This window comes from Pseudomonas sp. TH07 (genome assembly GCF_016651285.1).
Lineage (GTDB): Bacteria > Pseudomonadota > Gammaproteobacteria > Pseudomonadales > Pseudomonadaceae > Aquipseudomonas.
Genome location: NZ_JAEKED010000001.1, coordinates 110,365 through 128,619, shown reverse-complemented (window position 1 = coordinate 128,619; position 18,255 = coordinate 110,365). Strand labels below are relative to the sequence as shown.

The window sequence follows — 18,255 nt, the reverse complement described above, 5'->3', positions numbered from 1 at the left end:
CGAATCAGTCGTCGAAGTCTGCCCAGCCGCCCATTTCCTTCCAGCGGTTGACGATGCCGCAGAACAGGTCGGCGGTCTTCTCGGTGTCGTAGCGAGCCGAGTGGGCCTCACGTCCGTCGAAGTCGATATCGGCCGCCTGACACGCTTTGGCCAGCACGGTTTGGCCATAGGCCAGGCCCGCCAGGGTGGCGGTGTCGAAGCTGGAGAAGGGGTGGAAGGGGTTGCGCTTCATGTCCAGGCGCGCGACCGCAGCATTAAGGAAGCCCAGGTCGAAGCTGCTGTTATGGCCCACCAGGATCGCGCGCTTGCAGCCATTGGCTTTCAGCGCCTTGCGCACACTGCGGAAGATGTCGGTCAGTGCTGTTTCTTCACTGACAGCCATGCGCAATGGATGGTCGAGCTTGATGCCGGTAAATTCCAGCGCAGCGGCTTCGATATTGGCACCCTCGAAGGGTTCTACACGGAAAAACAGCGTGTGTTCGGGGAACACGAAGCCCTTTTCATCCATGCCGATGATGGTCGCGGCGATTTCCAGCAGCGCATCGGTGGCCGAGTTGAAACCACCGGTCTCAACATCGATGACGACCGGCAGGTAGCCACGAAAGCGGGCCGCCATCGGATGACGGGAACCGCCACCGCCGCCATGACCGTCCTGTTCGTCGTCGAAATGGTCTTCACTCACGAGTGTTTCTCCAGCAGGCGCCAGCGCAGTTTTTCACCGGCGCGCAGCGGGATGACAGTCAGCTCGCCGAACGGCAGGCTGGCAGGGGCGGTCCATTCTTCACGGACCAGGGTGATGCTATCGGTGTTCACGGGCAGGCCGTAGAAGCGCGGGCCGTTGAGGCTGGCGAATCCTTCGAGCTTGTCCAGCGCGTTGCGCTGTTCAAATGCCTCGGCGTACAACTCGATTGCGGCGTAAGCGGTGTAGCAGCCGGCGCAGCCGCAGGCGGCTTCCTTGGCGTGCTGCGCGTGTGGCGCGGAGTCGGTCCCCAGGAAGAACTTGGTGCTGCCACCGGTGGCGGCGTCGAGCAGGGCTTCCTGGTGGGTATTGCGCTTGAGAATCGGCAGGCAATAGAAGTGCGGGCGAATCCCGCCAACCAGCATGTGGTTGCGGTTGTACAGCAGGTGATGGGCGGTGATGGTTGCGCCAACGTTGGCCGAGGCCTCGTTGACGAACTGCACGGCTTCACGGGTGGTGATGTGCTCGAAGACCACTTTCAGAGTCGGGAAGCGCTCAACGACGCGGCGCATATGCTCGTCGATGAAAATCTTCTCGCGGTCGAATACATCGACGTCGCCACGGGTCACTTCGCCGTGGATCAGCAATGGCAAACCGACTTCGGCCATGGCCTCAAGCGCCGGGAGGATCTTGTCGATACTGGTGACGCCGGAGTCCGAGTTGGTGGTCGCGCCGGCCGGATAGAGCTTGGCGGCATGCACGAAGCCACTGGCCTTGGCCGTACGAATATCTTCAGGCTGGGTCAGGTCGGTCAGGTAGAGCACCATCAGCGGCTCGAAGCGGCTGCCGGCCGGCCGCGCAGCGAGAATGCGCTGGCGATAGGTGTCGGCTTGCTCGGCGTTGCGCACCGGGGGTACCAGGTTAGGCATGATGATGGCGCGACCAAAGGTGCGCGCGACATCCGCGACGGTATTGGTCAACACGGCACCATCGCGAAGATGTATATGCCAGTCGTCGGGACGCAGCAGGGTCAGGCGGTCGGACATTGGGGATTCCAGGCGGGTCAAACTCGGGGGAATGCTACCGGAAAAGACTCATCCAGGCACTCGCTATCAAGTTTTGCGTAAAGCTTCCGATATCCCGTAGGTGTGCCGTAAACGGGCATGTTGATTTTGATCTGTACAAGTCAGTGGAGCCTCCCGTGCGCCAGCATTATCTAGTCCTGCTCAGCGTGTTTGCCAGCCTGCCTGCGATGGCTCTCACTTTCCAGACCCGTCTGGAGAGCATTGAGTGGACGGTCGAAGGTGACAAATTCGAGTGCCGCCTGACTCAGCCGATCACCGATTTCGGCTCCGGCGAGTTCGTGCGCCGGGCGGGTGAGCAGGCGACTTTCCGCCTCAAGAGCTTCAATCCGATGCAGGGTGGGGGCTCGGCGACCTTGCTCGCCGCGGCAGCACCCTGGCAGCCGGGGCGCGGTGATATCAACCTGGGCGCGGTCAAGGCTGGCAGCGGCGGGGTGATGTTCAATAGCTCGCAGGTGCAGGCTGGCCGGCTGATCAACGGTTTGCTGGATGGGCGCAGCCCGGTGGTGCGTCACTACTCCCGCGAAGGCGGTGTGTCCGAAGTGCGTCTGTTGCCGGTGAAATTCAGCAAGGCCTACAGTGACTATCAAAGCTGCACGGCGAAGTTGTTGCCGATGAATTACGAACAGGTGAAGCAGGCCGAGATCGGCTTCCCGGGTACCGGCACCGAGCTGGATGCCCAGGCCAAGGCCAAGCTGCAAGTGATCCTGGAGTTTCTCAAGGCCGATCCCACGGTCAATCACATCGAGCTGGACGGGCATTCCGACAACAGCGGCAACCGCCTGACAAACCGCGATCTGTCGCGGCGCAGGGCGCTGGCAGTGTTGGATTACCTGAAGGCCAATGGCATACCCGAATCACAGATCACCATGCGTTTTCACGGTGAGCGTTACCCGTTGGCCCCCAATACCAACCCGGCCAATCGGGCCAAGAACCGTCGGGTCAATGTGCACCTGGAACGTGTCGCTCCTGTCGAAAAGCCGGCGCCTCAAGCCGCCGCCACACCCAATGCCGCGGCGACGTCCTGAAACGGCTGTAGTCGTCGCGCGCTCGACATAATCTGTCGCTTCGTCGTCATAAGCTGTCGCGCCTCTGTAAATTATCCGCGTTGATCGGTAGACTTGACGGCTTTCCGTACAACCCCGTGGAGTGATGGCATGGCGGACGTTAACAAGGTCGTTCTGGCGTATTCCGGCGGCCTGGACACTTCGGTGATCCTCAAGTGGCTGCAGGATACTTATAACTGTGAAGTGGTGACGTTCACCGCCGATCTGGGTCAGGGCGAAGAGGTCGAACCTGCACGTGCCAAGGCGCAAGCCATGGGCGTGAAAGAGATTTATATCGACGACCTGCGCGAAGAGTTTGTCCGCGATTTCGTTTTCCCGATGTTCCGCGCCAACACCGTTTACGAAGGTGAGTACCTGCTGGGTACCTCTATCGCGCGTCCGTTGATCGCCAAGCGTTTGATCGAAATTGCCAACGAAACCGGCGCCGACGCCATTTCCCATGGCGCCACCGGCAAAGGCAATGACCAGGTTCGTTTCGAACTGGGCGCCTATGCCCTCAAGCCGGGCGTGAAAGTGATTGCTCCTTGGCGCGAGTGGGACCTGCTGTCCCGCGAGAAGCTGATGGACTACGCCGAGAAGCACAACATCCCGATCGAGCGTCACGGCAAGAAGAAATCCCCGTACTCGATGGATGCCAACCTGCTGCACATCTCCTATGAAGGCGGCGTGCTGGAAGACACCTGGACCGAGCACGAAGAAGACATGTGGCGTTGGACCGTCTCCCCGGAGAAGGCTCCCGACACCCCGCAGTACCTGGAACTGACCTACCGCAACGGCGACATCGTGGCACTGGACGGCGTTGAAATGACTCCGGCTACCGTGCTCGCGACCCTGAACCGTATCGGTGGCGAACACGGTATCGGCCGTCTCGACATCGTCGAGAACCGTTACGTCGGCATGAAGTCCCGTGGCTGCTACGAAACCCCGGGCGGCACCATCATGCTGCGTGCGCACCGCGCCATCGAGTCCATCACCCTGGACCGTGAAGTGGCTCACCTCAAAGACGAGCTGATGCCCAAGTACGCCAGCCTGATCTACACCGGCTACTGGTGGAGCCCTGAGCGTCTGATGCTGCAACAGATGATCGACGCTTCCCAGGCTCACGTTAACGGTGTGGTTCGCCTGAAACTGTACAAAGGCAACGTGATCGTTACCGGTCGCAAGTCCGATGAGTCGCTGTTCGACGCCAACATCGCAACCTTTGAAGAAGATGGCGGTGCCTATAACCAGGCAGACGCTGCGGGCTTCATCAAGTTGAATGCCTTGCGTATGCGCATTGCGGCCAACAAAGGTCGGACACTGTTCTGATTCTTGAACCGCTGTGAAAAAGCCCTGCCTTGTGCAGGGCTTTTTTGTGCTCGGTAACTCGGTTGCTCTAGTTGTGAGTCTTATCGCGCAATTAACCAATGCATGCACTACGAGGTGTTTTTCGAAGTGATATGGATAGTTGATTATTAATACGAAAAGTAGCAGGTATACAGAACTATCTTAAATTAGCTAGTTGCAAGGATGTCGCCTTTTGACTGTTTTTGTAAGGCAAATCCTCATTGTTTGTAAGGATCGTCTCTGTACTGCTGTAGCCCATGGGCACGCGGTGCCAAGGGCAGGATGGCGGGTTATTGTGTGGATTAACAATTATGCCTTGAATTCGGAAGTGCCTATGAAAAGAGTATTGATCGTGGATGATCACCCCGTCATTCGTCTGGCGGTGCGCATGCTGATGGAACGCCATGGTTTCAAGGTGATTGCCGAGGCAGACAATGGTTTGGATGCGTTGCAACTCGCACTTGAGTTGATGCCGGATATTTTGATACTGGATATCGGCATTCCAAAACTTGATGGTCTGGAAGTTATAACCCGTCTGACTTCAAAAGCGATGACTATTAAGATCCTGGTATTGACCCTGCAACTACCCGGGCCCTTTTCAATGCGTTGCATGCAGGCCGGCGCCGCTGGTTATATCTGCAAGCAACAGGACATCACTGAACTGATCAGTGCGATCAAGGCGGTGGAGGCCGGTTACAGTTACTTTCCCAACGAAGCCTTACACACGTTGCGGTCCTGCCAGGGCTTGTCCACTGAAGAGGAGATGGTGGAATTGCTCTCGGCAAGGGAGTTGATGGTGTTGAAGCAACTCACCTCCGGCTTGAGTAACAAGGAGATTGCCGAAGGCCTGAGTTTGAGCAACAAGACGGTGAGCACCTACAAGCGGCGGCTGCTTTCCAAGCTCAATGCCCGCTCGCTGGTGGACCTGATTGAATTTGCCCAGCGCCATAAGCTGGCGTGAACAACGAGTGGATGGAGTTTGCTCCGGCGAAGGGATGAAGGACAGGCGCCAAGTCGCCGGGTAGACCTGGCGCCGACAGGAAGGCCCGAGTGGCTGGGGCTTTCCTGGAATTACAGATCGAAGTCGTAATCGGCCAGCTGCTTTTGCAGGCGGCGTTCTTCGAGGAGGTTGTCAATGGTGCGGCGCTTGTTCAGGTTGGTCTTTGCCACCTCAACCACCGGCTCAGCCTCTTCTGGTTCAACAGCAATAAAATCGTCTTCTACGTCCAGTTGTTCTTTGCCAGTGCTCATAAGGTCAACTCCAGGCTAAGACTGCCATTGGCGCTCCTTATAGCGATATTCTCCTGGCGGGTAAAAAAGATTTTTTCAATCGACCGATCATCAAAATCAATGGTTACTCAATCGTCCGAAGTCTTTTGCTTGTATTCGCACAAGTCTTCGATCCGGCAACTGCCGCAGCGCGGCTTGCGCGCCAGGCACACATAGCGCCCATGGAGGATCAGCCAGTGATGGGCATCAAGGAGAAACTCCTTGGGGACAAACTTCATCAGCTTGGTTTCCACTTCCACCACATTCTTGCCGGGCGCGATCCCGGTCCGGTTGCTGACCCGAAAAATATGCGTGTCGACGGCCATGGTCAGCTGGCGAAACGCCGTATTGAGCACCACATTGGCGGTCTTGCGGCCGACGCCGGGCAGGGCCTCAAGCTCTTCGCGGGTTTGCGGGACTTCACCGTTATGGCGCTCCAGCAGCAGGCGGCAGGTTTCGATGACGTTCTTTGCCTTGCTGTTGTACAGGCCGATGGTCTTGATGTACTGGGACAGGCCTTCGACCCCCAAGGCGTAAATGGCCGCCGGCGTATTGGCCACCGGATACAGTTTGGCGGTCGCCTTGTTGACCCCGACGTCGGTGGACTGGGCCGATAAAATCACCGAGATCAGCAGTTCGAATGGCGACGAGTAGGCCAATTCGGTTTTTGGTTCGGGATTGTCTTCGTGAAACCGTCGGAATATTTCCAGGCGTTTTGCGGCATTCATGGGTGATTCAATTCCTTGAAGGCGGTCGGTGTGAGGTTGAGGCCCAGGCCTGTCTGGCTGCCAGCAGCAAGCCCAGCAGTATAAAACCGCCGGGGGCGAGGCTCAGCAGGTGCAGATTGCCGTGTAGGCTGGCGATCCAGGCCGGCCAGTCGGCCCCGTAGCGGCCGGCCAGCCATCCGAGATGGTTGCCCAAAGAGCCGCTGCCCAGCACTTCACGCAAGGCACCCAGGGTGATCAGTAACAGGCAGAACGTGCCGATCTGGCGCACTTGCCCTTGGCCATTGAAGAAACCACCGTGTTCCAGCAGTACGCATTGCAGCGCGATCAGGCCTAGGTAAATCCCCAGTTGCTGATGCAGTTCGAAGGCCCAGGCTTGCATCGCCAGGGCTGCGCAACTGCTCAGTGTGGCGCTGAGCAGCAGGCCGGCCAGCCAATGCAGGTCACTGCTGATCAGGCGTCGCAGGCCTTTCATGCCCAGGGCGTACAGGCTGATGACCAGCACTGATGCCAGCGACAGGCCCACTGCCTTGACCAGGGAGTCGCTGGCACCGATCAGCGCCACCAGCGTCAGTGAATAGTGCAGTGCAGAGGGCTTATTCATTGGCCGCACCTGTCAGCAGTTGATCCCGGTGTTCGTCGAAATAGCGCAGCGCATCATGCAGGGCGTTGATCACCGCCCGAGAAGTGATGGTGGCGCCGGCCATCTGATCGAACTGCCCCTGGTCTTTCTTCAGGGCCCATGCGTTGTCGTCGGGATTGTTGCGCGATTTGCCGGCAAAACCTTGCAGCCAGCCATTGGGTTGTTCGGCGATCCGCCCGCCCAGGCCCGGGGTTTCCCCTTGCTTGAGGCTTTTGCTGCCCAGCAGCCGGCCATTGGCATCGATGGCGATCAACAGCTCGATGGGGCCCGCATAACCTGTGACCTGGCTGCGGAGCAACACCGCGCTGGGTTGGCCGGCGCGGCTGGCGCGGTAACCGCCGAGCAGGGTACTGTTGCTTAGAACCAGATGCTGGAGGGGCAACGGCTGGTCCAGGGGTTGATTGTCGTAGCTGCCCACAGGCAGCAGATCGAGCAGTTCGCGGGCTTGGCTCGCCCGTTGTTCGGCAGCGATTCGCGGGCTGGCGGCCTGCTGGGCGAAATAGCTCACCGCGATGCCAGCGCCGGCCAGCAGCACCAGCATCAACACACTCAGCCGGCGGCTCATGCTTGCGCCTGCGCGACGGGAGCGACCAAACGCTCCAGGGCGGGAACGGCCAGGTTCATCAGCAGCACGGCAAAGGCTACGCCATCCGGGTAACCGCCCCAGGTGCGGATCAGGTACGTCAGCAGGCCCACGCCGACACCGAACAGCAGCCGCGCCTTGGCGGCTTTCGGGCCGGAGATGGGCTCGGTGACGATAAAAAACGCACCGAGCATGCTGGCACCGGTGAGCAGGTGGAAAAATGGCGAGCCGTGGGAGTCCGAACCCGAGCCGTTCCAGCACAGCAGGCTGATGATAAACAGGCTGCCGAGCATGCCAACAGGGGCGTGCCAGCTGATTACCCGTTGTTGCAGCAAGAAGAGGCCGCCGGCCAGAAAGGCCAGGTTGACCCATTCGCTGCCGCGGCCGCCGAAACGGCCGAAGGCCGCATTGCCGGCGAACAGCTCGTCGATGGTCAGGCTTTTATTGATCCGCAGGCTGTCCAGTGCCGTGGCCTGGGCCCAGGCGTCCGGCACTTCCGATCCGAAATCGACGCCGAAGATTTGCTGCAGGCCGCCGAGTAGGTCCATGCCATGGGACGTCGGCCAATGAGTCATCTGTTGCGGGAAGCACACCAGCATCAGCGCGTAGCCGAGCATCGCCGGGTTGAACGGGTTTTTACCCAGGCCTCCGTACAGGTGCTTGCCCAGCAGCAGGGCGCTGGCACTGGCGCTGACGGTCAGCCACCAGGGGCAATAGGGCGGCAATGCCAGGGCGAGCAAGGTGGCGCTGACCAGGGCGCTGCCGTCGCCGAGGGATGGCTTCAGCGGCCAGGCACGTAGCAGCAGCACCGCAGCTTCTACCGCCAAGGCCGTGGCGCCGGCCAATAACCCATTGATCAGCACCCCCCAACCGTAAAACCACACCAGCACCAACACCCCGGGCAAGGTGGCCAGCAGCACCCGCTGCATGGCCTGCTGCAGGCGTGGTTCCGGCTGGGCCAGGTGTTCAGTTGGGGGCATGGGCCTGCACCTGGCGCTCGGCTTCGTCCAATCGTTCGCGGGCCTTGGCCAGCAGCTCTGGCGAAGTGTCGGCATGGCGCTCGAGCTTGCTCACCTCGGCCCGGGCGTAAGCCAGTTCGGTTTTCAGTTGGCGCAGTTGAGTGTCAATCGGGCGTTTCTCGACCCGGGTCAGGTTCGGCGCCGGTTTCGCGCTTGCCGCCTCGGCCGCGTGCAGGGCCTGCTCGGCCTCGGCCAGGGCCGCGCTCAAGACGGCCAGCTGTGCCTCGGGAGCGGCATCGCTCTGGGCTTTTTTCAGCTCGGCGCGGCGCATGGCCAGCTGGATCTTGGCTTTCTTGAGATCCGGGTCCTTGGCTGCGGGCGCTGCCGTGGGAGCGGGGGCCGTGGATTCAAGTTCGGCCAGGACCTGCTCGGCCGCCTCGAATTGGCGTTGCAGGATGATCAACTGCGCCTGCTGCTCAAAGGTCGGTGGATGACCGAAGGCTTTCAGGGATTTGTTCAACTGCGCGCGGCTCATGGCCAGATCGATCTTGGCCTTTTTCAGCGCCGCATCGGCTGCCGCCGCTTTTTGCGCGCGAACCCTTTCGACGGCCGCCTGCACCGGATTCAGGCTGCTGGTGCTGGTGCTGGCCTGCACGGCGCGCTGCGCCCGGGCTTGGCGTTCGGCCAGTTTTTGCTGTTCTTCACGTTGCAGTCGGGCGTTGCGCTGCTCGAAGCGGCGCCGGGCATGGTCGCGCTTGGCATTGCGGGCGCGTTGCTGTGCGAGGTCGGGCGCCAGGCCGCCGACGATCGGCAGCACGCTGGCCAATGGCAGCGGCTGCATCTCGATGCAATCGACCGGGCAGGGCGCCACGCAAAGGTCGCAACCGGTGCACTCGTCGATGATCACGGTGTGCATCAGCTTCGCCGCGCCGACGATGGCATCCACCGGGCAGGCTTGTATGCACTTGGTGCAGCCGATGCACTCGGCCTCGCGGATAAAAGCGATCTGCGCCGGGGCCGAGCCGCGGCTGGTGTCCAGTTCCAGTACCGGAACCTGCAGCAACCGGGCGAGGCCGGCAATGGTTTCGCTGCCACCCGGTGGGCACTTGTTGATCGCCTCGCCGTCGGCAATGCCCTGGGCGTAGGGTTTGCATCCGGGATGGCCGCATTTACCGCACTGGGTCTGCGGCAGCAGGGCATCGATGCGTTGAATCAGACTCATGTCTTGATCAGTCCGTTGAAGCCGAGAAAGGCCACTGCCATCAGCCCGGCGCTGATCAGGTCGACCGGCAGGCCGCGAAAGGGCAGGGGCACATCGTTATCGAAAATGCGCTGGCGCAGGTCGTTGAACAGGCTCAACACCAGCCAGAAACCCAGGCCCGAGCCCAGGCCGAGTGCGGCCGCATGCACCACGCCCTGAGTGCCCTGGGCATCCAGGAGCAGCAGGCCAAGTACGCCAGCGTTGCCGAGCAACAGTGGCCAGAGGTGGTCGAAGGGCAGTTGCGGCAGGGCACGAGCCAGCAGCTTCAACAGCGGGCTGACCAGCAGGGCGCAGAGCGGCAGAAACACCAGGAGCTTGAGTGAAGTCAGCTGCAACGGAACCAGCAGCGCCTGATACAGCACATGCCCGCTCACCCCGCACAGCAGCATCAGGCACGTGGTGGCCAGCCCGAGGGCATGTACCTGACGGCGAGTCGCCGGCGCCGGACGTTGGCTGCGCAACAGCGGATCGACGCCCAGTGGCCAGTGCAACACCAGGTTATTGATCAGGGCAGCGCTGATAAGCGTGAGCAGTATGTCGGTCATGGACGTGGCCGGTGAGGGCAGGCGTGTAGCCTAAAGGTTAGGCATTATCCGGCAGCGCTCAGGGTCGGGCCAGATATGAAAATCCCCCCGTCACGCAAAGGCGTGGCGGGGGGATCGTGCCTGCGCGGGGGCTTACTTGATGCGCTGGCCAGGCTTGGCGCCGCTGTCCGGGCTCAGCAGGTAGATCTCTTCGCCGCCAGGGCCGGCGGCCATCACCATGCCTTCGGAAATGCCGAAACGCATTTTCCGTGGCTTGAGGTTGGCGATCATCATGGTCAGGCGGCCTTCGAGCTTGGACGGATCCGGGTAGGCGCTCTTGATCCCGGAGAACACGTTGCGCTGCTCATCACCGATATCCAGGGTCAGGCGCAGCAGCTTGTCAGCACCTTCCACGGCCTCGGCCTTGAGGATCAAGGCAACGCGCAGGTCGACCGCGGCAAAGGCGTCGAACTCGATCTCCGGCGACAGTGGGTCCTTGGCCAGCTCGCCGTTGCCGGCAGGTGCCGCTTCACCGGTGTCGGTGGCGCTGGCGGTCAGGTCTTCTTTGGAAGCGTCGGTCATGGCTTGCACTTTTACCGGGTCGATGCGGGTCATCAACGGTTTGAACTCGTTCAGTTGATGGTTGCTGAGCAGGGTGGCGTGGTCATTCCAGGTCAGCGGCGCGACGTTGAGGAAGGCCTCTGCATCGGCGGCCAGCAGCGGTAGCACCGGCTTGAGGAAGATCACCAGTTGGCGGAACAGGTTGATGCCCAGGGCGCAGATGGCCTGAACTTCGTCTTGCTTGCCTTCCTGTTTGTTCAGTGACCAGGGGGCCTTGTCGGCGATCCAGGCGTTGGCGCGGTCGGCCAGGCCCATGATTTCACGCATGGCTCGGGCAAAGTCGCGGGCCTCGTAGGCCTCGGCGATGCTCGGCGCGGCAGCGAGGAAAGCGTCAGTCAGTTCCGGCGCGGCATTGCCTGCCACCAGCACCCCGGCGTTGCCCTTGTGGATGAACCCGGCGCAACGGCTGGCGATGTTGACGACTTTGCCCACCAGGTCGGAGTTGACCTTCTGCACGAAGTCTTCGAGGTTCAGGTCCAGGTCATCGACCCCGCGGCTCAGCTTGGCCGCGTAGTAGTAACGCAGGTATTCCGGCGACAGGTGGTCGAGGTAGGTCCGGGCCTTGACGAAGGTGCCGCGGGACTTGGACATCTTCTGACCGTTGACGGTCAGGTAGCCGTGCACGTTGATGCCGGTAGGCTTGCGGAACCCGGCACCTTCGAGCATGGCGGGCCAGAACAGGGCGTGGAAGTTGACAATGTCCTTGCCGATGAAGTGATACAGCTCGGCGCTGGAATCCTTGGCCCAGAACGCATCGAAATCCAGTTCCGGACGGCGGGCGCACAGGTTCTTGAAACTGGCCATGTAGCCGATCGGCGCGTCCAGCCAGACATAGAAGTACTTGCCGGGCTCGTCCGGGATCTCGAAGCCGAAATACGGCGCATCGCGGGAGATGTCCCACTGTTGCAGGCCGGCGTCCAGCCACTCGGCGATCTTGTTGGCCACGGCGTCCTGCAGGGTGCCGCTGCGGGTCCAGGTTTGCAGCATTGCCTGGAAGTCCGGCAGCTTGAAGAAGAAGTGCTGGGAATCCTTGAGCACCGGGGTGGCGCCGGAGATCGCCGACTTCGGATCCTTCAGGTCGGTGGGGGCGTAGGTCGCACCGCATTTTTCGCAGTTGTCGCCGTACTGGTCCTCGGTGCCGCATTTCGGGCAGGTGCCCTTGATGAAGCGGTCGGCCAGGAACATTTTCTTTTCCGGGTCGAAATACTGGGTGATGGAGCGCTGGGCGATGTGCCCGGCGTCTCGCAGTTTCAGGTAGATCTGGCTCGACAGCTCACGGTTTTCTTCGGCGTGAGTGGAGTGGAAGTTATCGAAGTCCACCAGGAAGTCGGCAAAGTCGGCGCTGTGTTCAGCCTGGACGTTGGCGATCAATTGTTCCGGGGTGATGCCTTCTTTTTCCGCGCGCAGCATGATCGCCGAACCGTGGGCGTCGTCGGCGCAGACATAAATGCATTGGTTGCCGCGGTGCTTCTGGAAGCGCACCCACATGTCGGTCTGGATGTATTCCAGCATGTGGCCAAGATGGATCGAACCATTGGCATAGGGCAGGGCGCTGGTGACGAGGATCTTGCGTGGCTCGGACATGGGGCTCGGCTACTTGATGAAACGGAGGTCGGCCACTATAAAGCGCCGGCGCGGATTTTTCACCCCGTGAGCCTGTATCCAAGTGCGGCGCTCACAAAAACCGTAGCCGGGCCGCTGGCTTGTGCTGGGGGTGAAGTCGCCCCGAGCCGGTTGATGTGGCGCTGCCAGACTGACCGAATCAGTTCGGTTGCAACGACTTTGCCGGTCGGAGGGCGCAAGCTCCCTCGCCACGCATGTATGTCCGGCGTAGGATAGCCGCCTGTTTTTCCAGTCTTGTTATCGGAGTTGCCCATGAGCGCCGTCAATCGCGCAGCGGTGGAAGCCGTACTTCGCCAGTACACCGACCCTTACTTGAATCAGGACCCCGTCAGCGCCGGTTGCGTGCGGGCTATCGAGGTGCAGGGCGACCGTGTGTCGGTCCAGCTCGAGCTGGGCTATGCCGCCGATCTGTTCAAGAGCGGCTGGGCGCAGATGCTGCAACTGGCCATTGAAGGCCTGGACGGCGTGGCGAGCGCCAAGGTCGAGATCAGTACCGTGATCGCCGCGCACAAGGCCCAGGCCCAGATTCCGGGCCTGGCCAACGTCAAGAACGTGGTCGCAGTGGCCTCCGGCAAGGGCGGTGTGGGCAAATCCACCACCGCCGCCAACCTGGCCCTGGCCCTGGCCCGCGAAGGCGCCAAGGTCGGCATCCTCGATGCTGATATCTACGGCCCGAGCCAGGGCATCATGTTCGGCATCGCCGAAGGCACTCGGCCGAAGATCAAGGACCAGAAGTGGTTTGTGCCGATCGAGTCCCATGGGGTCGAAGTCATGTCCATGGCCTTCCTTACCGACGACAACACGCCGATGGTCTGGCGCGGGCCGATGGTTTCCGGGGCATTGTTGCAACTGGTGACCCAGACCGACTGGGGCAACCTCGACTACCTGGTGATCGACATGCCGCCAGGCACCGGTGATATCCAGCTGACCCTGGCGCAGAAGGTGCCGGTGGCCGGTGCGGTGATCGTCACCACGCCACAGGACCTGGCCCTGCTCGACGCACGCAAGGGCGTGGAGATGTTCCGCAAGGTCAATATCCCGGTGCTGGGCGTCGTCGAAAACATGGCGGTGCACATTTGCTCCAACTGCGGCCACGCCGAGCACCTGTTCGGTGAAGGCGGCGGCGAGAAGCTGGCCAGCCAATACGATGTCGAGCTGCTGGCCTCGTTGCCGTTGTCGATGCTGATTCGCGAGCAGGCCGACGGTGGCAAGCCGACGGTGATCGCCGAGCCTGACAGCCAGATCGCCATGGTTTACCAGGAACTGGCGCGCCACGTCGGTGCGCGGATCGTGTTGCAGGAAGCCGCTGCACCGGCGATGCCGAATATCACCATCAGCGACGATTGATGAAGCCCTCTCCAGCGCAGGTTCCCGTGGAATAAGGAGCCTGCCTGGCAGTGGGGAGTCAGATCCGCAAGCCGCCATCCATTTCCAGGATGCGCCCGGTGTAATAGTCGTTTTCGAAGATGTAAGCCGCCGAATGGGCGATTTCTTCCGGTTTACCCATGCGCTTGAGCGGAATGCCCGAGGTCATTTTTTCCAGGGCTTCGGGTTTCATGCCCAGGGTCATTTCGGTCTCGATAAAGCCGGGTGCGATGCCGGCTACGCGGATGCCGTAGCGCGCCAGTTCCTTGGCCCAGGTCACGGTAGCCGCGGCGACCCCGGCCTTGGCGGCCGAGTAGTTGGTCTGGCCCACGTTGCCGGCACGGGAGATCGAGGAAATATTGATGATGGCGCCGCTGTTTTTCAGCTCGACCATTTTTGCCGCGACTTCCCGAGTGCACAGGAACACCCCGGTCAGGTTGACGTCGATCACCGCCTGCCATTGGGCCAGGCTCATCTTGGTCATTTCGCCGTCCTTGACCTTGAGCAGCAGGCCGTCGCGCAGAATGCCCGCATTGTTGATCAGGCCGTGAATGGCTCCGAAGTCCTCGGCGACCTGGGCCACCATGTGCGTCACCTGTTCTTCATTGGCCACGTTGCACAGGTAGCTGCGAGCCTCGACACCCGCCGCGCGACAAGCGGCGACCGCCTGATCGAGTTTTTCCGGGTTGAGGTCGACCAGCGCCAGCCGGGCGCCCTTGGCCGCGAAATACTCGGCCATGGAGCGGCCCAGACCCTGGCAACCGCCAGTGATAATGATTACTTTGTCAGTGAGTTGCATTCGCATGTCCCGCTAGCAGGTCAGAGTGGTTTTCCTTTGGGAAATCCCCGCGCCGGACATGGCCTGGCTGCAGATGAGAATTGCCCCGATGGCGTAACTGGAACACTGCTCCAGGCGCCCGTCCGTTTTCGACGGATTAGTTAAAAGGAGTCATAAAGTGAGCGTTGAAGCTGCCAAGAATGCACGAGAATTACTGCTCAAGGAATACCGCGGCGTATTGTCGACCCACTCCAAGGCCATGCCCGGTTTTCCCTTTGGTTCGGTGGTGCCCTATTGCCTGGACGAGCAGGGCCGGCCGCTGATCCTGATCAGCCGCATCGCCCAGCACACCCATAACCTGCAGAAAGACCCCAAGTGCTCGTTGCTGGTGGGCGAGCGCGAAGCTGAAGATGTGCAGGCCGTGGGGCGCCTGACCTACCTCGCCGAAGCCGAAAAGATTGGAGACAGCGCCGCCATCGACGCCGCTGCCGAGCGTTACTACCGCTACTTCCCCGAATCGCAGAATTACCATCAGGCCCACGATTTTGATTTCTGGGTCCTGAAGCCGGTTCGCCATCGCTATATCGGTGGCTTCGGCGCGATCCACTGGGTCGACCAGGTGACCCTGGCCAACCCGTTTGCCGGCAAGGGCGAAATCAGCATGGTCGAGCACATGAACAGCGACCATGGCAAAGCCATCGCCCACTATGTCGACCTGGCCGGGTTGCCCAAGACCGCGCCCGCGCACATGGTCGGGGTCGACACCGAGGGCATGCACCTGCGTATCGGCCAGGCGCTGTACTGGTTACCCTTTCCAAGCCTGTGTAATACGCCGACACAAGTGCGCGAGGCCCTGGTTTTCCTGGCCCACGCTGAACAATGGCCGAAAAATACGACCGCCGACGCTTGAATTCACGAATTGGCGACGTCATCTAGGGTCTATTGGAAGGCATTCTTCCGTAGAGGAAACCACTTGATGCGCCCTTTTCTGTTGCTCTTTCTGCTGTTCCCGGTGCTAGAGCTGTTTGTATTCGTCAAAGTCAGTGCTGCCATCGGGTTTTTCCCGGCGTTGCTGCTGATTATCCTCGGCTCGATGTTGGGGGTGCTGGTGCTGCGTGTCGCAGGCCTGGCCACGGCGTTGAAGGCCCGTGAAAGCCTGAACCGTGGCGAGTTGCCCGCGCAGACCATGCTCGAGGGGCTGATGATGGCCCTGGCCGGCGGCCTGCTGATCCTGCCGGGCTTCGTCAGCGACGTGCTTGGCCTGATCATGCTGCTGCCCCTGACTCGTCGCTTGCTGGCCAATAAAATGCGCCAGCGGGCCGAGGAACAGGCGATTCGTCAGCGAGCCTTTGCCGACGATATGCACGCCGCTCGCGGCGGTCCGGCGCCACAGCGTCCGGTCGGGCGTGAGCCGAATGTGATCGAAGGCGAGTTCGAGCACCGCGATTCGTGATTCAACCGCACATCGACACGGCACCTTAAAGGTGCCGTGTTGGTTTTCGGCGCCAGGAAAGTAAAAAAATTTCACTGGGCCGCCCTTGTAATAAGCTTATGCGCCCTTATGTAACGGTCACCGCAAGGTTTCTGGTGGTTACGCCAGACAGACTTCCGCGGCTCGCTTGTCGAGTCGCAACCGGCAACGCCGGATTTGCTAACCCGCCGGCAACCACACCGGCCGCTTAAAACCACAATTAGGAGAGATCGACAATGAAGCTTCGTCCTCTGCATGACCGCGTCGTCATCCGTCGCAGCGAAGAAGAAAAGAAAACCGCTGGCGGGATCGTTCTGCCAGGTTCGGCTGCCGAAAAAGCCAACAGCGGTGAAATCCTTGCTGTCGGTACCGGCCGCGTGCTGGACAACGGTGAAGTACGTGCGCTGGCCGTGAAAGTGGGTGACAAGGTTGTGTTCGGCCCTTACTCCGGCAGCAACACTGTGAAAGTAGACGGCGAAGACCTGCTGGTAATGGCTGAGAACGAGATTCTCGCTGTTATCGAAGGCTGATTCCCCGCTCATTTTCCCGTTACTACAAAGTATTTAAGGAATATCGATCATGGCTGCTAAAGAAGTTAAATTCGGCGATTCCGCCCGTAAGAAAATGCTCGCCGGTGTCAACGTCCTGGCTGACGCAGTAAAAGCGACCCTGGGCCCGAAAGGCCGTAACGTGATCATCGAGAAGAGCTTCGGCGCTCCGACCATCACCAAGGACGGCGTTTCCGTCGCCAAAGAAATCGAGCTGAAAGATCGCTTCGAAAACATGGGCGCGCAGCTGGTCAAAGACGTTGCCTCCCGTGCCAACGATGACGCAGGCGACGGCACCACCACCGCTACCGTTCTGGCTCAGTCGATCGTCAACGAAGGCCTGAAAGCCGTCGCTGCCGGCATGAACCCAATGGACCTCAAGCGCGGTATCGACAAAGCGACCATCGCTATCGTCAAAGAGCTCAAAGCCCTGTCCAAGCCTTGCGCTGACACCAAGGCCATCGCTCAGGTCGGCACCATCTCGGCCAACTCCGACAGCTCCATCGGCGACATCATTGCCGAAGCCATGGAAAAAGTCGGTAAAGAAGGCGTGATCACCGTTGAAGAAGGCTCGGGCCTGGAAAACGAACTGTCGGTTGTTGAAGGCATGCAGTTCGACCGTGGCTACCTGTCCCCGTACTTCGTCAACAAGCCAGAGACCATGACTGCCGAGCTGGACGGTCCGCTGATCCTGCTGGTTGACAAGAAAATCTCCAACATCCGCGAAATGTTGCCAGTACTGGAAGCCGTTGCCAAAGCCGGCCGTCCACTGCTGATCGTGGCCGAAGACGTTGAAGGCGAAGCCCTGGCGACTCTGGTTGTGAACAACATGCGTGGCATCGTCAAAGTCGCTGCCGTCAAGGCACCGGGCTTCGGCGACCGTCGCAAGGCAATGCTGCAGGACATCGCTGTTCTGACTGGCGGTACCGTTATCTCCGAAGAGATCGGCCTGAGCCTGGAAAGCACTACCCTGGAACACCTGGGTAATGCCAAGCGCGTGATCCTGTCCAAAGAAAACACCACCGTGATCGACGGCGCTGGCGTTGAGACTGACATCCAGGCTCGCGTTCTGCAGATCCGTCAGCAAGTGGCTGACACTTCGTCCGACTACGACCGTGAAAAACTGCAAGAGCGTCTGGCCAAGCTGTCCGGCGGCGTTGCAGTGATCAAGGTTGGCGCTGGTTCCGAAGTTGAAATGAAAGAGAAGAAAGCCCGCGTTGAAGACGCCCTGCACGCTACCCGTGCAGCCGTTGAAGAAGGCGTGGTACCTGGCGGTGGCGTGGCACTGGTTCGCGCTCTGCAAGCCATCAGCGAACTGAAAGGCGACAACGCTGATCAGGACGTTGGTATCCAACTGCTGCGTCGCGCTGTTGAAGCGCCACTGCGTCAGATCGTTGCCAACTCCGGCGACGAGCCAAGCGTTGTGGTCGACAAGGTCAAGCAGGGTTCGGGTAACTACGGTTACAACGCTGCTACCGGCGAATACGGCGACATGATCGAGATGGGCATCCTTGACCCAGCTAAAGTGACTCGTTCGGCTCTGCAGGCAGCGGCTTCCATCGCCAGCCTGATGATCACCACCGAAGCGATGATCGCCGAGATCAAAGAAGACGCTCCAGCTGGCGGCGGCATGCCAGACATGGGCGGTATGGGCGGCATGGGCGGCATGATGTAAGCCAGCCTTACCCGCTGTACTGAAAAGCCCCGCCTGCGTTTAGCAGGCGGGGCTTT

At 60.6% G+C, this 18,255-nt stretch carries 19 protein-coding genes; 8 read left to right on the top strand and 11 right to left on the bottom strand.

What is annotated here, in order from left to right; genetic code table 11:
* Positions 1–4: 4 nt before the first annotated feature.
* Positions 5–682, bottom strand: coding sequence for a ribonuclease T (gene rnt, locus JFU57_RS00605; protein ID WP_020298583.1), 678 nt, complete (start codon positions 680–682; stop codon positions 5–7).
* Positions 679–1,725: a dihydroorotase gene (pyrC, locus tag JFU57_RS00600; RefSeq protein WP_078471929.1), complete on the bottom strand. Its 1,047-nt coding sequence runs from the start codon at positions 1,723–1,725 to the stop codon at positions 679–681. The genes rnt and pyrC overlap by 4 nt, the downstream gene beginning before the upstream one ends.
* Before the next feature lie 155 nt (positions 1,726–1,880).
* Here pyrC and JFU57_RS00595 point away from each other — a divergent pair, with 155 nt between their 5' ends.
* The 3 genes from JFU57_RS00595 (at position 1,881) to JFU57_RS00585 (ending at position 5,115) form a co-directional block, all read left to right on the top strand.
* The gene (locus tag JFU57_RS00595) at positions 1,881–2,789 is read left to right on the top strand and encodes a flagellar protein MotY (RefSeq protein WP_078471928.1); all 909 of its coding nucleotides are present in this window, start codon (positions 1,881–1,883) and stop codon (positions 2,787–2,789) included.
* A 129-nt stretch (positions 2,790–2,918) separates the two neighbouring features.
* A complete protein-coding gene (locus JFU57_RS00590; RefSeq protein WP_020298586.1) occupies positions 2,919–4,136 on the top strand; it encodes an argininosuccinate synthase in 1,218 nt (405 codons plus the stop codon).
* Between the two features lie 352 nt (positions 4,137–4,488).
* A complete protein-coding gene (locus JFU57_RS00585; protein ID WP_020298587.1) occupies positions 4,489–5,115 on the top strand; it encodes a response regulator transcription factor in 627 nt (208 codons plus the stop codon).
* Positions 5,116–5,225: 110 nt separating this feature from the next.
* On the opposite strand, the gene JFU57_RS00580 is transcribed toward JFU57_RS00585, so the two are convergent.
* The 8 genes from JFU57_RS00580 to metG form a co-directional block, all read right to left on the bottom strand.
* Positions 5,226–5,405 carry a PA3496 family putative envelope integrity protein gene (locus JFU57_RS00580; RefSeq protein ID WP_020298588.1) on the bottom strand — a complete coding sequence of 60 codons (180 nt, stop codon included), beginning with the start codon at positions 5,403–5,405 and terminating at the stop codon, positions 5,226–5,228.
* 107 nt (positions 5,406–5,512) lie between these two features.
* Positions 5,513–6,151 (bottom strand): endonuclease III, encoded by a 639-nt coding sequence (nth, locus tag JFU57_RS00575; protein ID WP_078471927.1) that lies wholly within the window; start codon positions 6,149–6,151, stop codon positions 5,513–5,515.
* Positions 6,152–6,158: 7 nt separating this feature from the next.
* The gene (locus JFU57_RS00570) at positions 6,159–6,752 is read right to left on the bottom strand and encodes an Rnf-Nqr domain containing protein (RefSeq protein ID WP_201127625.1); all 594 of its coding nucleotides are present in this window, start codon (positions 6,750–6,752) and stop codon (positions 6,159–6,161) included.
* Complete coding sequence (locus tag JFU57_RS00565) at positions 6,745–7,356, bottom strand: RnfABCDGE type electron transport complex subunit G (protein ID WP_201127624.1); 612 nt, start codon at positions 7,354–7,356, stop codon at positions 6,745–6,747. The genes JFU57_RS00570 and JFU57_RS00565 overlap by 8 nt, the downstream gene beginning before the upstream one ends.
* A complete protein-coding gene (locus JFU57_RS00560) occupies positions 7,353–8,354 on the bottom strand; it encodes an RnfABCDGE type electron transport complex subunit D (RefSeq protein WP_201127620.1) in 1,002 nt (333 codons plus the stop codon). Before JFU57_RS00560 ends, JFU57_RS00565 begins: the two co-directional genes overlap by 4 nt.
* The gene (rsxB, locus tag JFU57_RS00555) at positions 8,341–9,555 is read right to left on the bottom strand and encodes an electron transport complex subunit RsxB (protein ID WP_201127617.1); all 1,215 of its coding nucleotides are present in this window, start codon (positions 9,553–9,555) and stop codon (positions 8,341–8,343) included. Before rsxB ends, JFU57_RS00560 begins: the two co-directional genes overlap by 14 nt.
* Positions 9,552–10,139: an Rnf-Nqr domain containing protein gene (locus JFU57_RS00550; RefSeq protein ID WP_201127616.1), complete on the bottom strand. Its 588-nt coding sequence runs from the start codon at positions 10,137–10,139 to the stop codon at positions 9,552–9,554. Before JFU57_RS00550 ends, rsxB begins: the two co-directional genes overlap by 4 nt.
* A 132-nt stretch (positions 10,140–10,271) precedes the next feature.
* Positions 10,272–12,323 (bottom strand): methionine--tRNA ligase, encoded by a 2,052-nt coding sequence (gene metG / locus JFU57_RS00545; protein ID WP_078471921.1) that lies wholly within the window; start codon positions 12,321–12,323, stop codon positions 10,272–10,274.
* A 291-nt stretch (positions 12,324–12,614) separates the two neighbouring features.
* Between metG and apbC the strand changes: the two genes are divergently transcribed.
* Entirely contained in the window at positions 12,615–13,709 is a 1,095-nt protein-coding gene (apbC, locus tag JFU57_RS00540; protein WP_020298596.1) for an iron-sulfur cluster carrier protein ApbC, read from the top strand.
* 58 nt (positions 13,710–13,767) lie between these two features.
* On the opposite strand, the gene JFU57_RS00535 is transcribed toward apbC, so the two are convergent.
* The gene (locus JFU57_RS00535) at positions 13,768–14,526 is read right to left on the bottom strand and encodes an SDR family oxidoreductase (RefSeq protein WP_201127614.1); all 759 of its coding nucleotides are present in this window, start codon (positions 14,524–14,526) and stop codon (positions 13,768–13,770) included.
* A gap of 157 nt (positions 14,527–14,683) precedes the next feature.
* On the opposite strand from JFU57_RS00535, the gene JFU57_RS00530 reads away from it, so the two are divergent.
* The 4 genes from JFU57_RS00530 (at position 14,684) to groL (ending at position 18,199) form a co-directional block, all read left to right on the top strand.
* Positions 14,684–15,415, top strand: a complete 732-nt coding sequence (locus JFU57_RS00530; RefSeq protein WP_201127612.1) for a DUF2470 domain-containing protein — start codon at positions 14,684–14,686, stop codon at positions 15,413–15,415.
* A gap of 66 nt (positions 15,416–15,481) precedes the next feature.
* Entirely contained in the window at positions 15,482–15,958 is a 477-nt protein-coding gene (locus tag JFU57_RS00525) for an FxsA family protein (RefSeq protein ID WP_020298599.1), read from the top strand.
* Between the two features lie 254 nt (positions 15,959–16,212).
* Positions 16,213–16,506, top strand: coding sequence for a co-chaperone GroES (locus tag JFU57_RS00520; RefSeq protein ID WP_019827816.1), 294 nt, complete (start codon positions 16,213–16,215; stop codon positions 16,504–16,506).
* Positions 16,507–16,555: 49 nt separating this feature from the next.
* Positions 16,556–18,199, top strand: coding sequence for a chaperonin GroEL (gene groL, locus JFU57_RS00515; RefSeq protein ID WP_020298600.1), 1,644 nt, complete (start codon positions 16,556–16,558; stop codon positions 18,197–18,199).
* Positions 18,200–18,255: the final 56 nt, after the last annotated feature.